Origin of the sequence: Rhodopseudomonas sp. G2_2311 (assembly GCF_047501505.1) — a bacterium.
GTDB lineage: Bacteria > Pseudomonadota > Alphaproteobacteria > Rhizobiales > Xanthobacteraceae > Rhodopseudomonas > Rhodopseudomonas palustris_H.
This window is the reverse complement of the sequence record NZ_JAZDRK010000013.1, coordinates 64,213-84,783: the sequence shown is the minus strand read 5'-3', so window position 1 is coordinate 84,783 and position 20,571 is coordinate 64,213. Positions and strand designations below refer to the sequence as shown.

20 protein-coding genes are annotated in these 20,571 nt (G+C 65.9%); 8 read left to right on the top strand and 12 right to left on the bottom strand.

Going from position 1 to position 20,571, the window contains the following annotated elements; genetic code table 11:
• Positions 1-39 precede the first annotated feature (39 nt).
• A complete protein-coding gene (locus VRZ08_RS17015; protein ID WP_414533281.1) occupies positions 40-1,755 on the bottom strand; it encodes an outer membrane beta-barrel protein in 1,716 nt (571 codons plus the stop codon).
• 204 nt (positions 1,756-1,959) lie between these two features.
• On the opposite strand from VRZ08_RS17015, the gene VRZ08_RS17010 reads away from it, so the two are divergent.
• Complete coding sequence (locus tag VRZ08_RS17010; protein WP_119019693.1) at positions 1,960-2,973, top strand: KpsF/GutQ family sugar-phosphate isomerase; 1,014 nt, start codon at positions 1,960-1,962, stop codon at positions 2,971-2,973.
• A gap of 280 nt (positions 2,974-3,253) precedes the next feature.
• Here VRZ08_RS17010 and VRZ08_RS17005 read toward each other — a convergent pair whose 3' ends face one another.
• The 6 genes from VRZ08_RS17005 to VRZ08_RS16980 all read right to left on the bottom strand — a co-directional run bounded on the left by VRZ08_RS17005 (position 3,254) and on the right by VRZ08_RS16980 (position 10,006).
• Entirely contained in the window at positions 3,254-3,703 is a 450-nt protein-coding gene (locus tag VRZ08_RS17005; protein WP_263990640.1) for an NfeD family protein, read from the bottom strand.
• Between the two features lie 16 nt (positions 3,704-3,719).
• Positions 3,720-4,715, bottom strand: a complete 996-nt coding sequence (locus VRZ08_RS17000) for an SPFH domain-containing protein (protein ID WP_414533280.1) — start codon at positions 4,713-4,715, stop codon at positions 3,720-3,722.
• Positions 4,716-4,870: 155 nt separating this feature from the next.
• Positions 4,871-5,908, bottom strand: coding sequence for a ferrochelatase (hemH, locus tag VRZ08_RS16995; RefSeq protein ID WP_263990638.1), 1,038 nt, complete (start codon positions 5,906-5,908; stop codon positions 4,871-4,873).
• Between the two features lie 174 nt (positions 5,909-6,082).
• Positions 6,083-7,261, bottom strand: coding sequence for a nickel/cobalt transporter (locus VRZ08_RS16990; RefSeq protein WP_414533279.1), 1,179 nt, complete (start codon positions 7,259-7,261; stop codon positions 6,083-6,085).
• Positions 7,258-7,911: a DUF1007 family protein gene (locus VRZ08_RS16985; RefSeq protein ID WP_414533278.1), complete on the bottom strand. Its 654-nt coding sequence runs from the start codon at positions 7,909-7,911 to the stop codon at positions 7,258-7,260. The genes VRZ08_RS16990 and VRZ08_RS16985 overlap by 4 nt, the downstream gene beginning before the upstream one ends.
• Before the next feature lie 4 nt (positions 7,912-7,915).
• Entirely contained in the window at positions 7,916-10,006 is a 2,091-nt protein-coding gene (locus tag VRZ08_RS16980; protein WP_264054333.1) for a M3 family metallopeptidase, read from the bottom strand.
• A 207-nt stretch (positions 10,007-10,213) separates the two neighbouring features.
• On the opposite strand from VRZ08_RS16980, the gene VRZ08_RS16975 reads away from it, so the two are divergent.
• The 7 genes from VRZ08_RS16975 to VRZ08_RS16945 all read left to right on the top strand — a co-directional run bounded on the left by VRZ08_RS16975 (position 10,214) and on the right by VRZ08_RS16945 (position 15,965).
• Positions 10,214-10,474, top strand: coding sequence for a hypothetical protein (locus VRZ08_RS16975; RefSeq protein WP_107343034.1), 261 nt, complete (start codon positions 10,214-10,216; stop codon positions 10,472-10,474).
• A 663-nt stretch (positions 10,475-11,137) separates the two neighbouring features.
• On the top strand, positions 11,138-12,280 hold the full coding sequence (locus VRZ08_RS16970; RefSeq protein WP_107354312.1) for a type III PLP-dependent enzyme: 1,143 nt from the start codon (positions 11,138-11,140) through the stop codon (positions 12,278-12,280).
• A gap of 200 nt (positions 12,281-12,480) precedes the next feature.
• Entirely contained in the window at positions 12,481-13,068 is a 588-nt protein-coding gene (locus tag VRZ08_RS16965) for a GNAT family N-acetyltransferase (RefSeq protein WP_414533277.1), read from the top strand.
• Positions 13,069-13,078: 10 nt separating this feature from the next.
• Positions 13,079-13,237: a hypothetical protein gene (locus VRZ08_RS16960; protein ID WP_408018917.1), complete on the top strand. Its 159-nt coding sequence runs from the start codon at positions 13,079-13,081 to the stop codon at positions 13,235-13,237.
• Positions 13,238-13,340: 103 nt separating this feature from the next.
• Positions 13,341-13,727 carry a RidA family protein gene (locus VRZ08_RS16955; RefSeq protein WP_013500818.1) on the top strand — a complete coding sequence of 129 codons (387 nt, stop codon included), beginning with the start codon at positions 13,341-13,343 and terminating at the stop codon, positions 13,725-13,727.
• A gap of 293 nt (positions 13,728-14,020) precedes the next feature.
• The gene (gene rnk, locus VRZ08_RS16950) at positions 14,021-14,425 is read left to right on the top strand and encodes a nucleoside diphosphate kinase regulator (protein ID WP_107354310.1); all 405 of its coding nucleotides are present in this window, start codon (positions 14,021-14,023) and stop codon (positions 14,423-14,425) included.
• Positions 14,426-14,534: 109 nt separating this feature from the next.
• The gene (locus tag VRZ08_RS16945; RefSeq protein WP_264054331.1) at positions 14,535-15,965 is read left to right on the top strand and encodes a homospermidine synthase; all 1,431 of its coding nucleotides are present in this window, start codon (positions 14,535-14,537) and stop codon (positions 15,963-15,965) included.
• A gap of 261 nt (positions 15,966-16,226) precedes the next feature.
• Here VRZ08_RS16945 and VRZ08_RS16940 read toward each other — a convergent pair whose 3' ends face one another.
• The 5 genes from VRZ08_RS16940 to VRZ08_RS16920 form a co-directional block, all read right to left on the bottom strand.
• Positions 16,227-16,580 (bottom strand): hypothetical protein, encoded by a 354-nt coding sequence (locus VRZ08_RS16940; protein WP_414533276.1) that lies wholly within the window; start codon positions 16,578-16,580, stop codon positions 16,227-16,229.
• A 104-nt stretch (positions 16,581-16,684) separates the two neighbouring features.
• On the bottom strand, positions 16,685-17,407 hold the full coding sequence (locus VRZ08_RS16935) for an MgtC/SapB family protein (RefSeq protein WP_263990632.1): 723 nt from the start codon (positions 17,405-17,407) through the stop codon (positions 16,685-16,687).
• A gap of 33 nt (positions 17,408-17,440) precedes the next feature.
• Positions 17,441-18,460, bottom strand: coding sequence for a WD40 repeat domain-containing protein (locus tag VRZ08_RS16930; protein WP_414533275.1), 1,020 nt, complete (start codon positions 18,458-18,460; stop codon positions 17,441-17,443).
• The gene (locus VRZ08_RS16925) at positions 18,457-19,506 is read right to left on the bottom strand and encodes a CobW family GTP-binding protein (protein ID WP_012494533.1); all 1,050 of its coding nucleotides are present in this window, start codon (positions 19,504-19,506) and stop codon (positions 18,457-18,459) included. Before VRZ08_RS16925 ends, VRZ08_RS16930 begins: the two co-directional genes overlap by 4 nt.
• A gap of 146 nt (positions 19,507-19,652) precedes the next feature.
• Positions 19,653-20,570, bottom strand: a complete 918-nt coding sequence (locus VRZ08_RS16920; RefSeq protein WP_414533274.1) for a metal ABC transporter substrate-binding protein — start codon at positions 20,568-20,570, stop codon at positions 19,653-19,655.
• Between the last annotated feature and the right edge of the window lies 1 nt (position 20,571).

Sequence of the window (20,571 nt, the reverse complement as noted above, 5' to 3'; positions counted from 1 at the left end):
ATTGAAGCCGGCTTCGACGGCGTCGAACGCCGCGCGGCCTCAGTTCTGCAGCCGGACGCTGAGCATCACCACGGTGGCGTCGTAGCTGCCGCCGACGACGTTGGAATCCAGCTTGTCGTAGCGAAGCTGGCCCTTCACCCATACCGAGCGGTTCAGCTTGTAGATCAGGTTGCCTTCGATCGAATTCATTCGGTCGGAGCGGCCGGAGCCCTGATAGTCGTAGGTGCCGTAGGTGAACTTGCCGATCGCCGTCAGCCAGCGGCGGAAATCGTGGTCGACCTCCGCCGTATAGGTGCGGGTGAACACGCCCGACACCCCGGGCAGCGGCGATTCCGAGATCTGGGTGTCGGCGTTGAACTTCACCGTAGTCAGCGGCGTCACTGTCCACACCAGCGAGGCGGTGGTGAGCAGGCCACCGAGCTTCTCCAGCCGCGGGTCCACATAGGTTCGCGTCGCATAACCGATCGAGATTTCACCGGTGAGCAGCCGCGTCAGTTCGAAGCTGGTGCCGCCCTTGGCATAGCCGCCATTGGAGCCGCGCAGATACAGATAGCGATCCACCGGCACATCGTGCACGCGGGTGTCGCCCTCGATCTCGACGAACGGCTTCAGGCCCGGCTTCAGCTCGTAACTGACCCGGCCGACGCCGCCATATTGATTGTAGTTGCGGTCCTTGTTCGAGTCGCTGGTGCCATCGGTCAGCTGCGAGTCCTGATACACGGTGCGATCGAAATTGCCGACCGCGGTGACCTGCAGGCGATTGAAGCTCTGATCGATGCCACCGGAGAAGCCGGTGGTGGTGAACAGCGGATATTTAGTCAGGCCGGCCTGAATGTTCGGGCTGCCCGGGTTGTCGGTGCCGACGATCAGGCGCCCCTGGCCGATCAGATGCGTGTCGCGGCTGACGTCGAGCCGGCCGTCGACATGGCCGTTGAACTCCGGCCGGTCGAGGCTGATCGGCGCCGGCGACACCGTTCCGGCGGGCGGATTGAAGTCGTGGCCATAGCCGGTGAACGCGCCGCGCAGATCGGCCACCAGCGCGTGCCGCTCCCAATCCGACGTAATCATCAGTTCCGGCGCCACCTTGTAGAAGCCGGAGCTGCGCGGCGTGTTGGTGCGCGCCGGGTTGGTGTCGTAGCCGCCGCCGACTTCGAGCGCGCCCTTGATCAGGAAGCTGCCAGCGTAGTCACCGACCGGACCGAACGGATCGTCGTCGGTCTTGAGCTGCCGACGCGTCGGCTGCCCGGGCACACGACCGGCGAGCGCGGGCGGGAGCGGCGGTTTGGCGGCAGTCTGCGACGGCGGCAGCGGCCGCGCCGGCGGCGGCGCCGGGGTGACCATCGGCGATCCCGGTCCCACGGCCTTCGGGCGCGGCGCACCCGGATAGTATTTCGGCCGCTGGCGCTTTCGGTTCAGCGCGTCGTAGGCGACGCCGGCATTGTCCGGATTGGCGCTGCCGGGCGGAGGCTGCAGCGCCGCCGTCGAAGTCGGCCGCAGCGGCGTATTGGTGTCATCGTCCTGGGGCTGCGTGAAAACGTTGCGCCCCCGGGATGCCGAGCTGGTCGCGGCGCCGGGCGTCGGCCGCAGCGGCAGGTCCTGGGTGGCGACAAAGCCGCCACGCTGTGGGTTGAACAGATCGCGGGTCAGGCTCTGCGCAGCCGCCGGAGTCGTGCCGATCGCAGCGAGCGCCAGGCATGCGGAACCGGCGCACAAAGCTGTGCGAGAGCGGCGGCCCGATGCTGGAGCCCACGTCACGACTGCAAAAACTCCAACGAAATCAGAATCCTGAACAACGATGAGGAGCAGACGCGCCACTCCTCATCGTTAATGGAGTTAAAACAACTATGGTTAAGGAGCGGTTGAGAACGGCGGCAGGCTGGGACCGGCTGCGTCGCATCCCGGCCGGCGGCATGCTAGGAGAAGGCCCGGCCGCTTCGCGGCCCATGCCGGAGACCCTGCATGGCACTGTCCAAAAACCACACCAAGATACCCGCAATGAGCGAGCAAGCTGCCGCCGCGATCCCCTCGGCCCTGCGCACCCTGGAGGCTGAAGCCAGCGGTGTGACCGCGCTCGCCACCGCGCTGCAATCCGATCTCGGCGTGCGCTTCGCCGCCACGATCGACCTGATTCAGAACGCCAAGGGCCGCCTGATCATCACCGGCCTCGGCAAGTCCGGCCATATCGGCCGCAAGATCGCCGCGACCTTTGCGTCGACCGGCACGCCGGCGTTCTTTGTGCACGCCTCCGAGGCGAGCCACGGCGATCTCGGCATGATCACCGCCGACGACATCATTCTCGCGATGTCCTGGTCCGGCGAGCAGCCGGAGATGAAGAACCTGATCAACTACGCCAAGCGCTTCAAGATCGCGCTGGTGGCGATGACCTCGGACCCGACATCGACGCTGGCGACCGCGGCAGACGTGTCTCTGACGCTGCCGAAGGCGCGCGAGGCCTGCCCGCACAATCTGGCGCCGACCACCTCGTCACTGATGATGCTGGCGCTCGGCGATGCGCTGGCGATCGCGCTGCTCGAAAGCCGCGGCTTCACCCCGGGCGATTTCAGCGTACTGCACCCGGGCGGCAAGCTCGGCGCGATGCTGAAATACGCGCGTGACCTGATGCACACCGGCGAAGCGATTCCGCTGAAGCCGCTCGGCACCCGGATGTCGGATGCGCTGGTCGAAATGTCCGCCAAGGGTTTCGGCTGCGTCGGCATCATCGATAGCAATGGTCAGATCGCCGGCATCGTCACCGACGGCGACCTCCGCCGGAATATGCGGTCCGACCTGATGACGGCCACCGTGGACGAGGTGATGACGCGGAATCCGAAGACGATCAGCCCGAACCTGCTCGCCGGCCAGGCGCTGGAACTGCTGAACTCCTCGAAGATCACCGCGCTGCTGGTCGCCGAAGGCAAGAAGCCGCTCGGCATCGTGCATCTGCACGACCTGCTCCGCGCAGGCGTCGCTTAAGCATTCGCGCGCCTGAGAGCCTGACTGGAAATGCGGCCAGTTAATTGAGAGGCTTTCATAAGCCGTTCAATTGACGATTAGGCTCGTCATGGCCGGGCTTGTCCCGGCCATCCACGCCTTTCCTGCTGTTTTCGCTGCAAGACATGGATGGCCGCATAAGGCCGGGCATGACGGGTTGAAACGAAAGTGCTTGATTTCACTTCCCGCATTTCCGGGCAGGCTCTCAGGATGACGCCCCTTCCAGAATGGTGCCCCTTCGCTTGAAGGATCGGGAGAAGGCCTAAACCACCGCTACAGTTAGCTGCACGCCATCCGCCGCAACGATCCGAATGCGGCTGCCGGCAGGCGTGTCGGGGCCGGACACGCGCCACACCGTATCGTCGATCCGCACCGTTCCAACGCCGCCCTCGATCGGCTTCTCAAGTGTGAACTCCCGCCCCACCAAAGCGTCGGTGCGGCGATTGAGGAACGGATTGCTGGCGTGCACCTCGACGTCGCCGCTGCGCGCCATCCGCCGCCATAGCGGCACCGCGGCAGCGGCGAACAAACCGAACAGCAGGATCTGCGCCTGCCATCCCGGCTCCAGAAGCAGTGCAAACACTCCGACCAGGAGTGCTGCGAGCCCGAGCCAGAACAGAAAGACGCCCGGCGCCAGCAGCTCCAGCGCCATCAGCACCAGGCCGAAGATCAGCCAGTTCCAGGCGCCGAGCGCGGCGAGGATCGCGGTCATGGCAGCGGCCTCCGTTTCACCGCGCCGGCGGCACCGGCGTCGTCGGCGGCACCGAACCGCGGCGGGCGGCCTGCGCGGAAGCAGCGCCTTCGCCGAAGGTCGCTTTGGCGATCTCGCCGATGCCGGCGAGCGAGCCGAGCATGCTCATCGCCTCGACCGGCAACATGATCACCTTCTGGTTCGGCGAGTCGGCGAGCTGGCCGAACGCCTTGATGTATTTGTCGGCGATGAAGTAGTTCAGCGCCGCGACGTCGCCCTTGCCGATCGCTTCCGACACCATCTGGGTCGCGCGTGCTTCGGCCTCGGCGGAGCGCTCGCGCGCCTCGGCGTCGCGGAACGCGGCTTCGCGACGGCCCTCGGCCTGCAGGATCTGGGCCTGCTTGGCGCCCTCGGCGCGCAGGATCTCCGACTGGCGCTGGCCTTCGGCCTGCAGGATGTCGGCGCGCTTGACGCGCTCGGCCTTCATCTGCCGGCCCATCGCCTCCACCAGGTCGTTCGGCGGCACGATGTCCTTGATCTCGATGCGGTTGACCTTGATGCCCCACGGCGACACCGCAGCATCGACGACGCGCAGCAGCCGCTCGTTGATCTCGTCACGATGCGACAGCACCTGGTCGAGATCCATCGAACCCATCACCGAACGGATGTTGGTCATGGTCAGTACGATGATCGCCTGCTGCAGATTATCGACTTCGTAGCTCGCCTTGGCGGCGTCGAACACCTGGTAGAACGCGACGCCGTCGACCGTCACGGTGGCGTTGTCCTTGGTGATGACTTCCTGCTGCGGGATCTCGATCACCTGCTCCATCACATTCATCTTGCGGCCGACGCGATCGAAATACGGAATGATCAGGTTGAGGCCCGGCGACAGCGTCCGGGTGAACTTGCCGAACCGTTCGATGGTCCAGTTGTAGCCCTGCGGCACCGTCTTGACGCCCGCGAAAAGCGTCAGGATCACCAGCAGGACGAGAACGATGGACACCACATCGAACCCGCTGAGATCATAAAACATGCAAACTCTCCTCGCCGGATTTTGGCATCCGTGCGGTCATGGTGATGCGTGCGCCGGCACGGCGCAACACTGGTGGGTCGCGGTCGCCGCAATCCAGGTTCGACGATGGGGGATTTGGTCGCGGAAGGCTGGCGTTGACGACAGCCTTCGCTTGATTACAGCCAGCCTTGCAGCTCGCGCAGTACGAGCTGGCGGATCACCTGCACACCGGCATCGGAGTCGTTGAGGCAGGGAATCGCGGTGAATTCCTCGCCGCCATGCTCCATGAAGATCTCGGCGTTTTCCTGCGCGATCTCTTCCAGCGTCTCCAGGCAGTCGGCCGAGAAACCGGGCATCACCACGGCAAGCTTGCGCACACCCTTGCGGGCCAGCGCCTCGATGGTCTTGTCGGTGTAGGGCTGCAGCCACTGGTCGAAGCCGAACCGCGACTGGAAGGTCAGCAGCAGTTTGTCGTCGGCAACGCCCATCCGCTCGCGCAGCGCCTCGACGGTCGCCACGCACTGCGCCTGATAGGGATCGCCCTTGTCGATATAGGCCTGCGGCATGCCGTGGAACGAGGCCACGATCAGTTCGGGCTCGAACGACAGCGAGGCGAGGTGCGCTTTGATCGAGGTCGCCAGTGCGTCGATATAGGCCGGGTCGCGATAATACGGCGGCGTCACCCGCAGCGTCGGCTGGGCGCGCAGCTCGCGCAGCACGCGGAACGCCTGGTCGCACACCGTCGCCGAGGTGGCGGCCGAATACTGCGGATACAGCGGCACCACCAGCAGCCGGGTGCAGCCCTTCGCCACCAGCGCCTCGATCCGGTCGCGCAGCGACGGGTTGCCGTAGCGCATCGCCCAATCGACGATCAGATGCCCGCGATCGCCCAGCGATGCCGACAGCTTCTCGGCCTGCGCGCGGGTGATGGTCTTGAGCGGCGACTCGTTCTTCTCGTGGTTCCAGATCTTCTGGTAGTCCTTGGCCTTGCGGGCCGGACGGGTGTTCAGAATGATGCCGTTGAGCGCCAGCTTCCAGAACAACCCCTGGTTCTCGATCACCCGCGGATCCGACAGGAACTCGCGCAGATAGATGCGCACGCCCTTGGTGTCGCAGCTGTCCGGGGTGCCGAGGTTCACCAACAGCACACCGACCCGCTCCGGCGCGGGCGCCGGGGCGATCGCTGGTCCATGGATCGGAACAATGACGCTCATGTTGCTGCTGGCTTCGCGCTTTGGCCTATCGTTGTCAAGACGACGCGGTGACGGTCAGTGCGTCGTACACCGCGGCATCGCGAGGGCGGTTCCATGGTGTCCTGATCATCTACGCACAAGCCGCCGTCGGGTTTTGCTGAAACCCACGCAAGGCGCAGATTTGCAGGCTGCTGGTTAAAGACACGTCACACGTTCGGCTGCGACATACCCTAGGAGAAGTCCGCAGCCGAGCAGCAGCACCAGACCGGCGGCGCCGAACTCGAGGCCCCGCATCACCAGCATGCCGCCGCCGTCGCGCTGTGCAGCCAGCTTGCGGGCCAGCCCCTTTGCCGACACCGCCGCCACCGCGATGGTCGCGACCGTGATCGCGGTGCCCAGCGCCATCACGAAGGTGGCGACGATCCCGGCCCAGAACAAGCCCTGGGCGAGCGCAAACACCATCAGCAGGATCGCCCCCGAGCAGGGGCGGATGCCGACGGTCAGCACCGCACCAAGACCGCGGCGCCAGCCGCCCGGGCCGGCGAGCTCGCTCGGTTCCGGCCCGTGCGAATGGCCGCAATGGTCGCAGGCTTCGCCGGGGCCGTGATGATGGTGGTGATCGTGGTGGCTATGCGCATGAGCGTGGTCGTGGCCGTGCCCATGGTCATGATGATGGTGCTGATGATCGCCATGCGCCGCGCGGGCGTGGGCATGGCCGTGCCCAGCGTGGTCGTGATCATGATCGTGGTGGTGATGGTCGTGATCCGTCAGCGCCGCCGGCACGCCGGCCATCGCCAGCTGCGGCTTGCGCATCGAGGTCTGCAGGGCGCGCAGGAAGCCGCCGCCCTTGACCCAAACCAGCCGCGCGCCGAACAGCGCGATCAGCGCGTAGCTGCCGATCTCGATCGCGCGCTCGGCGCTGCACATCGTGCTCGCGGTGGCATTCAGCAGCCAGGCGCAGATGCCGACGATCAGTACCGCCACCACCGCCTGCAGCATCGCCGAGACGAACGACAGCGCGATGCCGCGCCGCGCGGTCTCTTCATTGGCGACCAGATAGGACGAGATCACCGCCTTGCCGTGGCCCGGTCCGGCGGCGTGGAATACCCCGTAGGCGAACGAGATCGCCAGCAGGGTCCACACCGCGCTGCCGTCGGCCTTGGCGGCGCGGATCGTCGCCGACATCTGCTTGTAGAACGCCGATTGCTGCGCCAGCAGCCAGCCGATGATGCCCCCGGCCTGCGGCTCCGGCGCCCCCTTCGGCGCGCCGAACGGATTGTGGGCGAACGCCGCATGCAGCGTGGCGTCGCCGAGCACGAGCGCGGCGACGCAGACGAACAAGGCGGCAACCGCAAACCGGCGATGAGACGTCATGGGCAGGTCACCGCGATCTTGTTGGCGAACATCGCGCCGTAGTTGGAGTTATCGCCGTTCAGGAAGTTGTCTTCGCTCATCCGCTGCGCGGTGGCGCTGCCGTCGGTCGGGCGCTGGAAGTTCAGCGCGCAGCCGGACGGCGCACCGACCAGGCTGACAGGGTTCTTTTCGGCGAACGAGAAGTCGATGAAGTAGCTCGGGTCGAATACCTCGACCGACAATTCGTTGCTCTTCACCGGCGTCTTCAGCGGCAGGAAGAAGTGCAGCGTCAGCACGTTGTCCTTGTAGGACAGATAGTAGTCGACCGGCTCGCCGAACTTCTGCTTCTTGCCGCCGACCTTGGCGAAGGTGAAGTAGGCGAACTCTTTCAGCGACTCGACGTTGGTCTGCGCCAGCGGCGCCAGCTCCTCGCGGCTATAGACGCCCTTCTCCTTGGTCTCGATGCCCTGCAGCGCATAGGTCGAGAACATGTCGTCAAACGCCCAGGCGTGGCGGACGCCGGTGAACGAGCCGTCCGGCGCATAAACCAATTCGCTGGTCGAGGTCACCCAGACGTGGGGGTGGGCCTCGGCGGTGCCGAAGCCGAACAGGGCCACGACCGCCGCGACCAGCGCGTAGCGGACGGCGGCGCGGCGCAATAGGCCGATCATGCGGCTACGCGGCCTCCGGGGTGTCGAGCAGGCCGCGGCGGCGCAGCAGCGCGTCGGGCTCCGGCTTGCGGCCGCGGAACGCCACATAGGCCTCCTCCGGATCGCGCGAGCCGCCGGACGAATAGATGTCGTCGCGCAGCCGCTTGGCCACCTCCGGCGCGAAGATGTCGCCGGCCTCCTCGAACGCGCCGAACGCGTCGGCATCCATCACCTCGCTCCACATGTAGCTGTAGTAGCCCGAGGCGTAGTGATCGCCGGAGAAGATGTGGCCGAACTGGGTCGGCCGGTGCCGCAGCGCGATCTCTTCCGGCATGCCGATCTTGTCGAGCTCCTTGCGCTCGAAGGCGCGGATCTCGCCGATGCCGGCGGCCGGCTGGGTGTGGAATTCGAGATCGAGCAGCGCCGAGGACACGAACTCGACGGTGGCGAAGCCCTGGCCGAACTTGCGGGCGGCAATGAAGCGCTGCAGCAGGTCGTCCGGCAGCGGCTCGCCGGTCTGGTAGTGACGGGCAAACTGCCGCAGCACCTGCGGCTGCTCCTGCCAGTGCTCGTAAAGCTGCGACGGCAGCTCGACGAAGTCGGTGAACACGCTGGTGCCGGAGAGCGACGGATAGGTCACGTCCGACAGCATGCCGTGCAGGCCGTGGCCGAACTCGTGAAACAGCGTGCGGGCATCGTCGGGCGACAGCAGCGACGGCTCGCCGCCGGCGCCCTTGGCGAAGTTGCAGACGTTGATGATCAGCGGCGCCACCGCGCCGTCGAGCTTCTGCTGATCGCGCAGCGACGTCATCCAGGCGCCGGAGCGCTTCGAGGGCCGGGCATAATAATCGCCGTAGAACAGCCCGCGATGCGCGCCGTTTGGATCCTTGACCTCCCACACGCGGACGTCCGGATGCCACACCGGGACGTCCTTGCGTTCCTCGAAGGTGATGCCGAACAGCCGCGTGGCGGTGTCGAACGCCGCAGCGATCATGCCGTCGAGCGTCAGATACGGCTTGATCGCGGCGTCGTCGAAATTGGCGCGGCGCTGGCGCAGCTTTTCGGCGTAGTAGCGCCAGTCCCACGGCGCCAGCTTGAAGTTGCTGCCTTCTTCAGTAACCAGCTCCTGCAACGCGTCGCGGTCGGCGAGCGCGCGGGCGCGCGCCGGCTTCCACACCCGCTCGAGCAGGCCGCGCACCGCTTCGGGCGTCTTGGCCATCGAGTCTTCGAGACGATAGGCCGCAAAGGTCGGATAGCCGAGCAGCTTGGCGCTTTCCTCGCGCAGGCTCAGGATCTCGCCGATGATCGCGTTGTTGTCGTTGTCATTGCCGTTGTCGCCGCGGGCGATGAAGGCGCGGTATACCTTCTCGCGCAGGTCGCGCCGGCTCGACATCTTCAGGAACGGCTCGACCGACGACCGAGACAGCGTCACCACCGCCTTGCCGGGCATCCCGCGCTCTTCGGCCGCAGCGCGGGCGGCAGCCACGAAGCTGTCGGGCAGCCCCTCGGTATCGCCCTCGCCGAGCTCCATCACCCACTCCTGCTCGTCGCCGAGCAGATGATGGCTGAAGCTGGTGCCGAGCTGCGCCAGGCGTTCGTTGATCTCGGCCATGCGCGCCTTGGCGGCCTCGTCGAGGCCGGCGCCGGCGCGGTGAAAGCGGGTGTAGCTGCGTTCCAGCAGCCGGCTCTGCTCCGGCGTCAGGTTCAAAAGCGCCGCCTTGTCGCGCAGCGCCGCGATCCTACCGAACAGCACCGCGTTCATCATGATCGGATTCCAGTGCCGCGCCATCCGCAGCGACACCTCTTCGTCGATCTTCAGCAGCTCCGGGCTCGAATGCGCCGACACCAGGTCGTAGAACACCGCGGCGACCCGGTTCAGCAGCTTACCGGCGCGCTCCAGCGCCGTAATGGTGTTGTCGAAGTCCGGCTCGGTCGGATCGTTGACGATCGCGGCGATCTCGCCGGCATGGTCGGCGAACGCCTGCTCGAAGGCCGGCATGAAGTGCTCGGGCCTGATCTCGGCGAACGGCGGGGTCTCGAACGGGGTGGTCCAGGCGGCCAGCAGCGGATTGCCGGCATCAGCGGGTGCGGCAATCGGTCCGGAGCTTTCTGACATCAATCCATCCTGAATGCGGGGCCTCGTAATCGCACGACATATACCATTGCGTACGGCTTTTTTGCGCCCGGATTGCCTTGTTGCTGCTGGTAAATTACGCAAGGCGCGCCAGACGCCCCACTGCTGACACTTTACGGGATCATCGGCTTGCGCTTGCCGACGCGGGCGATTTCGTTAGATTGCGCCCGCCAGAAGGACCTTCGAACCATGAGCAAGCCTGCCACCGCCGCCGGATCGCGCCAGATCGCCTGGCCGAGCGTCATCACCGTCATCAGCGCCGCCATTCTGATTGGCGCCGAGGTGTTCGGAGCCGCATTCGCGGGCGGGTGGGCACTGGCGATCCTGTTCGGTCTCGGCGAGAGCGCCGCCCACATCCTGCAGGTGGTCCTGTTCGTGATCGGCGTAGTGATCATGGTCGGCTTCATCCGCAACGCGCAGCGCATCGAACCGTTCTTCAAGCGCGCCTGATTTGGCTCCGCGGCCAGCCGCCGCGCCGACGCACCGCCGTCATAATTGTCCCCGTCGTTATTGACGAACTTGAACAGACGTTCAGCTTCGCCGCTGCCGGTGTGATTGATCGGCAACGCTTCCCGACGAGCCGGGATAATTCTCCGGTTAAGACAAAAAAAATCTTGCGGCCCGGCATCGAAACACCTATCTCCAGCCTTGCCCAATTTCGCACGTGCCCGTGGTCGTGTGTCAGTCGGTAGGTATCCGGACAAGAGGCCGGACAGCCGCCAAGGGATGAAGAGCCGAGGGTCTCCAAGCGGCAACGCGACGAGGCCAGCATCTCTCTCAAGAGATGCCGTTGAAGGTAGCTTCCTCTCTTGCAACCGTGACTGACAGCCGGAGGCGAACCGGCGCACCTCGTTCTCAACGGGGGACGCGACTTAAAGCAACGACGGAGCGGGCTTTTTTGGTCTCTGCCGGCTTTCCATCAGCCGGCGCGAATACCGAAGAGGCTTGTCCTTCATTGCCAGTGAGCGGGCGGGATCCTTCCCAACCAATCCAAGGCAGCACTGCTCGTCCGAGCTGATCGCTCGTCGCGCCTCCATCGCGCGACGGCGCTGAAGCCGTCGGATCAGCGCCATCGTTGGTAAGCGCCCGTCGCTGGGCGCGTGGGAGAGTGCCATGACCGAACGTATCCGTGAATTCCTGCGCGACCGCCGCGCCAAGGGTCTGGACGTCGAGCCGTGCCTGGTCGTCGACCTCGAAGTGGTCCGCGACAACTTCATGCATTTCGCCAAGGCGCTGCCGGACAGCCGCGTGTTCTATGCGATCAAGGCCAACCCGGCGCCGGAAGTGCTGTCGCTGCTGGCCTCGCTGGGCTCGTGCTTCGACTGCGCCTCGGTGCAGGAAATCCAGATGGCGCTGGCCGCGGGAGCGACCCCGGACCGCATCTCGTTTGGTAACACCATCAAGAAGGAGCGCGACATCGCGCGCGCCTACGAGCTCGGCATCCGCCTGTTCTCGGTCGACTGCACCGCCGAGGTGGAGAAGGTCGCGCGTGCGGCGCCCGGCTCGAAGGTGTTCTGCCGCATCCTGTACGATTGCGCCGGCGCCGAGTGGCCGCTGTCGCGCAAGTTCGGCTGCGATCCGGAGATGGCGGTGGACGTGCTCGACAACGCCAAGCGTCTCGGCCTGGAAGCCTATGGCATCTCGTTCCATGTCGGCTCGCAGCAGCGCAAGGTGAAGGCGTGGGACCGCGCGCTGGCGATGGCCGCGACCGTGTTCCGCGACTGCGCCGAGCGCGGCATCCAGCTGTCGATGGTCAACATGGGTGGCGGCTTCCCGACCAAGTATCTGAAGGAAGTCCCGCCGGTCGTGCAGTACGGCCGCTCGATCTTCCGGGCGCTGCGCAAGCACTTCGGCAACCAGATCCCGGAGACCATCATCGAGCCGGGCCGCGGCATGGTCGGCAACGCCGGCGTGATCGAGACCGAAGTCGTTCTGATTTCGAAGAAGAGCGACGAGGACGACGTGCGCTGGGTGTATCTCGACATCGGCAAGTTCGGCGGTCTCGCCGAGACGATGGACGAGTCGATCCGCTACGCGATCCGCTCGCGCCACGACGGCGCCGAGATGACGCCCTGCGTGCTCGCCGGCCCGACCTGCGATTCGGCCGACGTGCTGTACGAGAAGATGCCGTATCCGCTGCCGGTGACGCTCGAGATCGGCGACAAGCTGCTGATCGAAGGCACCGGGGCCTATACGTCGACCTACTCGTCGGTGGCGTTCAACGGCTTCCCGCCGCTGGCGACCTACCACATCTGATGTCCGCTCCTCCGCGCTGCGGAGGCCGGATAGCAGGGTGAATCAGCGACTGGTGTCGCCCTCACCCCGGCCCTCTCCCGCAGGCGGGAGAGGGAGCAGAAGAATTGAGGCCGGCTTGCCGGCCTCTCCCTGTCACATTGCTATCTGCTGACAACACGCTGCCGGCGCGGTTCGCCGGATGGCGTGGGGATCGACGTGCCATGACGAATACCCTCGCCGACCTGACTGCCTTGAACGTCGCAGCCGTTCCGTTCGCGATCCGTGCGGAAAAGAGCTCCGACATTGCCGCGCGTGAGCGCCTGCTGGATGCGTGCTTCGGCGAAGGCCGGCATGCGCGCACCTGCCAGCGTTTGCGTGATGGACGCGCGCCCGCGGAAGGCCTCGCTTTCTCCGCGGTCCGTCAAGGCCGGCTGGTCGGCACGGTGCGGCTCTGGCACGTTGACGCAGGGGGCCGGGCCGCACTCGTGCTCGGCCCCCTCGCCGTCGATTCCTCCTGCCGCGAGCTCGGCGTCGGCGGCGCCTTGATGCGCGTGGCGCTGGCGGAAGCCGCCGCCCGCGGCCACGGCGCCGTCATTCTGCTGGGCGATGCGCCCTACTACGCACGGTTCGGCTTCTCGGCCGACAAGATGGGCGCGCTGGCATTGCCCGGCCCGTTCGAGCGCGACCGCCTGCTCGGGCTCGAACTGCGTGACAGCGCGCTCGATGGCGCGTCCGGCCTGATCGTCGCCACCGGCGCAGCCGCCAAGCCGGCGCGCGCCGAGCGGGTGCGTCTTCGTCGCGCCGCGTAAGGAGGGTCCGATGCGTTTTCCCCGTCCGACCCACCGCGTCTTCGCCCCGCGCGATCCGGCCAAAAGGCCGCGCGTGACCGTATTCGTGCTCGCCGTATTCGCGCTCAAAATCGCGGTCGACGCCTTGCGGCGCCGACGCACCCGCGCCCCGGAGACCACGACAGCCTGATCCCGCCACCGCCGCTCCCGTCTCCAGCAAGGCTTGATTTGCCGGGGCAGACGCGGCATTGGCTGCTCACCCAAGTTCCCCTCAACTTCAAGGTCGTCCTGATATGTCGCGTCGCCTGATTTCCACCGGATCGCCGTTCGAAAAGACTGCCGGCTACAGCCGCGCCGTGGTCGATGGTGATTTCGTCTTCGTCTCGGGGACCACCGGCTACGACTACACGACCATGACCCTGCCCGAGGATGTGACCTCGCAGACCCGCAACTGCTTCAAGACCATCGGCGCGGCGCTGAAGGAAGCGGGCTTTGCGATGGAAGATATCGTGCGCGCAACCTACTACATCACCGACCCGAAGGATGCGGACGCGGTCTTCGCAGTGTGTGGTGAGAATCTGAGCGAGATCCGCCCGGCGGCGACGATCGTCGCGGTTGCCGGCCTCTACAAGCCGGAAATGAAGATCGAAATCGAAGTCACCGCGAAGCGCCGGAGCTGACGCGGGGCGGCCAAAATGCCGCACCACTCACTTGGCGCAACCGACCCTTCTCGGCTTCCCCGTTGACTTTCGGACGGGGAGCCCTACGTTCCGACGATCATGATGATCTTGCCCCGCAACCGCTTGACGCTGCGCGCCGGTCGCCTTCACGCAGGAAGGTGACCCGGGCGCGCGCGTGCGCCGTCCGGGCTTAACGATCTCGTCGACGACTTCTCCCCTTTTTCAGACTGCTACTTATCCCGTGAATGCCGCTGCGCATGACGCGCTCGGCGTGACAAGGACCCGTGAAAGACATGATCCAGTCCATTCGTACCCAACGACCGCCGATTACCATCCGGAATCGCGATGCCGAACGGCTCGGCCAGCTCGCCGAAGCCGCTGCGCAGCGCTATCCGGCCACGGCCGATTTCCTCGCCGGAGAGGTCGCTCGCGCCAATGTGGCGCCTGACCACGATCCCCTGCCCGGGATCGTCTGCATGGAGTCAGCCCTCACCTTCCGGGACGATACCACCGGCAAGGAAAAGCAGGTCACGCTGGTCTATCCGACCGAAGCCGACGTCGAGGCTGGTCGTATTTCGGTATTGACCCCGATCGGGGCGGCCCTTATCGGCCTCTCCGTCGGACAATCGATCAGTTTCGAGACCCCGTCGGGCGAGCGGCGCTCGCTGACGGTGCTCAGCGTGTCCGAACCGAATTGAGTAGCCGTCGCGGGTGACATCTGAAATTCACCTCGCCGTCACATTCCCGAACTGTCCTGCCCGCACATAGCGGCGTAACCCCTGCCACCCTGTCCGGAGTTCAAACCTGATGTCGTCTACCTCGAAGATCCACGCCAAGATCACCGGCCCCATCGTGATGATCGGCTTCGGCTCGATCGGCAAGGGCACGCTGCCCTTGATCGAGCGGCACTTCGAGTACGACAAGAAGCGGTTCGTGATCATCGATCCGCACGCGGACAGTGAACTCGCCGAGAAGCACGGCGTCCGCTTCATCAAGCAGGCGGTGACCAAGGACAACTACCGCGAGCTGCTGGTTCCGCTGCTGACCGAAGGCGGCGGCCAGGGCTTCTGCGTCAACCTGTCGGTCGATACCGGCTCGGTCGACCTCATGACGATGTGCCGCGAGATCGGTTCTCTGTATATCGACACCGTCGTCGAGCCGTGGCTCGGCTTCTACTTCGACAAGAACGCCGGCCCGGAGAAGCGCTCCAACTACGCGCTGCGCGAGACCCTGCTGGCCGCCAAGGCCAAGAACCCGGGCGGCACCACCGCGGTGTCGACCTGCGGCGCCAACCCCGGCATGGTGTCGTGGTTCGTCAAGCAGGCGCTGCTCGATATCGCCCGCGACACCGGCGTCGAAGTCAACGAGCCGAAGAGCCGCGAAGGCTGGGGCCAGCTGGCGCAGAAGCTCGGCGTCAAGGGCATCCACATCGCCGAGCGTGATACCCAGCGCGCCAAGACCCCGAAGCCGATGAACGTGTTCGTCAACACCTGGTCGGTCGAGGGCTTCGTGTCCGAAGGCCTGCAGCCGGCCGAACTCGGCTGGGGCACCCACGAAAAGTGGATCCCGGACAACGGCCGCAAGCACACTGAAGGCTGCCAGGCGGCGATCTACCTACTGCAGCCGGGCGCCAACACCCGCGTCCGCACCTGGTGTCCGACGCCGGGCCCGCAGTACGGCTTCCTGGTGACTCACAACGAGTCGATCTCGATCGCCGATTACTTCACGGTCCGCGACGGCCAGAACGTGGTGTACCGGCCGACCTGCCACTACGCCTATCACCCGGCCAACGACGCGGTGCTGTCGCTGCACGAGATGTTCGGCGCCGAAGGCAAGATGCAGCCGAAGTGGCACATCCTCGACGAGAACGAAATCGTCGACGGCATCGACGAGCTCGGCGTGCTGGTCTACGGCCATGCCAAGAACGCCTACTGGTACGGCTCGCAGCTCTCGATCGAAGAAACCCGCAAGGTTTGCCCGTATCAGAACGCCACCGGCATGCAGGTGTCGTCGGCGGTGCTGGCCGGCATGGTGTGGGCGCTGGAGAATCCGGAAGCCGGCATCGTCGAAGCCGACGAAATGGACTTCCGCCGCTGCCTCGAAGTGCAGACGCCGTATCTCGGCCCGGTGAAGGGCTACTACACCGACTGGACCCCGCTCGCCGACCGCCCCGGCCTGTTCCCGGAAGACATCGACACCTCCGATCCGTGGCAGTTCAAGAACGTCCTGGTGCGTTGAGGCCGAGCGGCCTTTGAACAGACAGCGTTCGCGCTGTCCGCTTCCCGCCAGAACACGGCGAGATTCCGGGTTCGCGAGCTGCGCTCGCGCCCCGGAATGACGTTGTGTGGCGAGTCGCCTCCACGAGTCATTCCGGGGCGCGCGTAGCGCGAACCCGGAATCTCCCGCCACGATGAAAGCTCCACTCTCAGCACAAGAAAAAGGCCGAGCCCGCAATGCGGCCCGGCCAGTATCGATCTTCCGTTTCTAACTGTCGTGGGTTCAGCTGCCCTTTGGCTTGATCGGGTCGCCGATCTTCTCCGGCGGAGCGGGCGGTAGCGCCGGCTTGGCACCGGACTGGATCGCGTCCTGGTCAGGCCGCGCCGGTTGCGGGGGAATATCATGCGGGCGGGCGCCGGTCGGCTTCGGATCGTCCGGGGCCGGCGACTTGGTTTCCGCGCCCGGGGTCGAGGTCGGCGGCTGCGGCGTCGCCTGGGCGAATTGCAGCCGTCCAGTGCTGGTATCAACCTGGGTGAGCGACAGGCCGGATAGCGCCACGCCCGCCGCGATCAGCACACCGGCCAGCAGCAGATCCCGCTTGAGGCCGCGCTCCTTGTCGTTGTTGTTCGCTGTCATGACCCTCACCCTTGCTCGCCGAACCAACGGACGCGCGCGGGCATCGTTCCGGGTTCCGGTGTCGCACCGGGTTCCCGAATGGTCAGAATTAGCGACAAGGTGAATCAATCTTTAGTGCTGGTTTCCCAGGTGGCGAATTCGACACCGGCTTCCCTGCCGAGTTCGTCGACCACCGCATCGAGTTCGCTCGGCTCCACCGCGGTCGATACCAGCGTGGCAACGATCTCGACCTTGTCCTCGGCATGCTCGAGCGTTTCGACCTCGACTTCCGCCACCGGATAGTCGGCCTTTTCCAGCCGCTCCTCGAGGTGCTCGCGCAGCCGCCCGGCAGCCGCGCTGCCGGCGGTGAGACGCACCGCATAGGTCGCCTCCGAAGTGCGTTCGTCGAACGGGATGCGGTTGATCGCATTGACCAGCGGCCGCAGCAGGGTGTTGCCGGCGATCACGAACACCGTCAGCGCCACCGCCTGGGCCACCAGATCGCCGCCGGCGCAGCAACCGACAGCCGCCGAGCTCCACAGCGTCGCCGCGGTGTTGAGGCCGCGGACGTTCATGCCCTCTTTCATGATCACGCCGGCGCCGAGGAAGCCGATGCCGGAGACCACATAGGCGATCACCCGGACCGCGCCGTCGGCACCGGCCAGATGCATCGCCAGATCGACGAAGGCTGCGGCGCCGACTGCCACCAGCACATTGGTGCGCAGCCCTGCGGTGCGGGTCCGGTACTGCCGCTCGGCGCCGATCAGCATGCCGAGCACGAAGGCAACGGCAAGGCTGACCAGCGTGTCGAAGAAGTCCGCTGTCTGGAAGGTCGTGAGAAACCGCATCGGGAGCCGCCTGCTTTCGGAGACGGTTCCCTCTTACAGCGGAAGGATGCCGCCCGCACCATCCTCGTCGGAAAATGCCAGCAGCGTACCTTTGGCGTTCCAGGCGAGCGCGGCGATCGGCGGCGTGTCATTACGGCGGGCGAGAATCTCGGCGCCGTCGTTCATCCGCACCAGCAGCACAGTGCCGTCGCTGTAGCCGGCCGCAAGAATGTCGTTCTTCGGATGGCACGCGACCGCGCTGACGCGGGCCTGCAGCGGCGCCAGCATCGCCGGCTGCTTGCCCATCGGACCGTCCTTGCTGGCAAACGGCCAGATGATCACGGTATCGGCGCCCGACGTGGCGAGCCCCTTGCCGCCGACCGTCCAGGACATCGACCGCACCCGGCCGGGATAGCCGGTCATCCGCATGTGCTTGGCATCCGCCAGCCGCCAGCCGTGCAGCGCCGGCTCGTGCATCGCGGTGACCAGGAAGCGGTTATCGGGACTGAAGATCACGCCGAGATGCGAACCGGCCCATTCGAGGAACTCGGCGTTGCCGGCCATGTTCGGAAACCACAGCGTCACGCCGTTGTAGTGCGCGATCGCGAGCCGCAGCCCCTTCGGCGCGAAGGCGAGGCCGCCGACGGTCGATGGCACCTCGAAGAACTTGTCTTCGCCCTTCGGCGCGCGAACGTACGCGATCTTGCCGGCCGACCACGCCACCGCGCCGTCCGGATGCATCGCGACGTTGTCGATCCAGCGCCGCTTGGCATCGGTCGCGAAGGTCTCGGCATTGCCCGAACCATCCAGCAGCGTCACCTTGCCGTCGTCGCCGCCGGTAACGATGCGCTTGCCGTCACAGGCCGCGCTGAGAATGCCGCCGCCGTGCAGCGAAACGGTCGAGGTCGTGCCGTCGGCAGCGACCAGCGTCGCGTTTTCCTCGGTGCCGATAAACACCGCGGTGTCGCCGAGGAAGTGGACCGCACTGGCGCCGCCTTCGATCGCAACCGGCTTGACCCGGTCGGTGACCGACGCGATCGACCCGGCCTCGCCGGGCGCCTCGAAGCCGCTCATGACGCGATGCACTTGGCGAAGCCGTCGCGGATCGCCTGTTCGGGCAGATCGCGACCGATGAACACCACGCGGCTCTCGCGCGGCTCGCCCTCTTTCCAGGCGCGCTGGTGATCGCCTTCCAGCATCATATGCACGCCCTGGAACACGTAGCGGTCGTCGTCGCCGGTGAAGGCGAGGATGCCTTTGGAGCGCAGGATCTTGCCACCTTCGGTCTGCACCAATTGCTGCAGCCACGGCATGAACTTGGCGGGATCGAGCGGCTTGTCGCTCTTCAGCGACAGCGATTGCATGTCCTCGTCGTGATAGTGCTTCAGTCCGTGATCGTGATGATGATCGTGGCCATGGTGATGATGGCCGTGGTCGTGATCATGGTGGTGATCGTGATCGTCGGCCTCGAGGAAGGCCGGCTCGATCTCCAGAATCCGGTCGAGATCGAACGCGCCGCGCTCCAGCACGTCGGCGAGCGCGACCTGACAGCGCTCGGTGCGATGCAGCTTGGCGTACGGGTTGATCGCGCGAATGCGCGCCTCGACTTCCGCGAGTTCGGCCGGACTCACCAGGTCGGTCTTGTTCAGCACGATGACGTCGGCGAAGGCGATCTGGTTCTTGGCCTCGGGCGCATCCTTCAGCCGCTCGCTCAGCCATTTGGCGTCGGCGACGGTCACCACCGCATCGAGCCGCGCGGCGTTCTGCACATCTTCGTCGACGAAGAAGGTCTGGGCCACCGGGGCCGGGTCGGCGAGGCCGGTGGTCTCGACGATGATCGCGTCGAACTTGCCCTTGCGCTTCATCAGGCCGGCGAGAATGCGCACCAGGTCGCCGCGCACCGTGCAGCAGACGCAGCCGTTATTCATTTCGAACACTTCTTCGTCGGCACCGATGATGAGGTCGTTGTCTATGCCGATCTCGCCGAATTCGTTGACGATCACCGCGTATTTCTTGCCGTGGTTTTCCGACAGGATGCGGTTCAGCAGCGTGGTCTTGCCGGCGCCGAGATAGCCGGTGAGCACGGTGACGGGAATCTTCGAAGCGGCCGTAGAGGTCATCAGGCAGTTACTCCAGCGCGGAGCCCCGGCCCGAAACACACGGCGTGCGCGTCTCCAAGGCTGAGGCCGAAAATCATGGCGGGGCCGCCGGATTCCGGGCGACCGCCGCGGCGGTCCAGGCTCGGGTCAGCGGGACCGGCGCTGCGTCATCCGCTCAGCGCGCCGGTCAGCGTTCTTATATTGTGCCGGACCATATCAATGTAAGTGGGGGCGTCGCCGTTTTCGGGCGTCAGGCTGTCGGAATACAGCGTGCCGCCGATCTTGGCGCCGGTCTCGGCGCTGATCCGCTGCATCAGCCGCGGGTCGGTGACGTTTTCCAGGAACACCGCCGGCACCTTGTCCTTGCGGATCTGGGTGATGATCTTGGCGACGTCGCGGGCGCTGGCTTCGGATTCGGTCGAGACGCCCTGCGGCGCGATGAAGACGATCCGGTAGGCGGCGGCGAAATAGCCGAAGGCGTCATGGGTCGAGATCACCTTGCGCTTGCTCTCGGGGATCTTCGCCGCAGCCTCCCGAACGTCGCGGTCGAGCGCATCGAGCTTGGCCAGATACGCCGCGGCGTTGGCGCGGTATGCGGCCTCGCCGGCCGGATCGGCGGCGATCAGCGCGTCGCGGATATTGCCCACATAGGTCTTGGCATTGGCGACCGACTGCCAGGCATGCGGATCGGCGTGGCCGTCGCCGTGATCGTGTGCGTGCCCACCGCCGGCGTGGGCGTCATCCTCGTCGGCATCGCGCGGCATGATGCCCTTGGTGGCGGTGACGACGGTGGCCTTGCTGCCGGACGATTGCACCAGCCGCGGCAGCCAGCCTTCCAGGCCGAGACCGTTGACCACCAGCAGCCTGGCGTCGGCGACTTTCTTGGCGTCGGTCGGCGACGGCGTATAGACGTGAACGTCGCCGCCAGGGCCGACCAGCGTGGCGATATCGACGCGGTCGCCACCGACATTGCGGACGAAATCACCGAGAATCGAGAAGCTCGCGACCACCCGGACGCGCTCCTGCGCGCGTGCCGGCAGCATCGCGGCAAGGCCGGCGGCGAGGATCAGGACGACACGGAACATC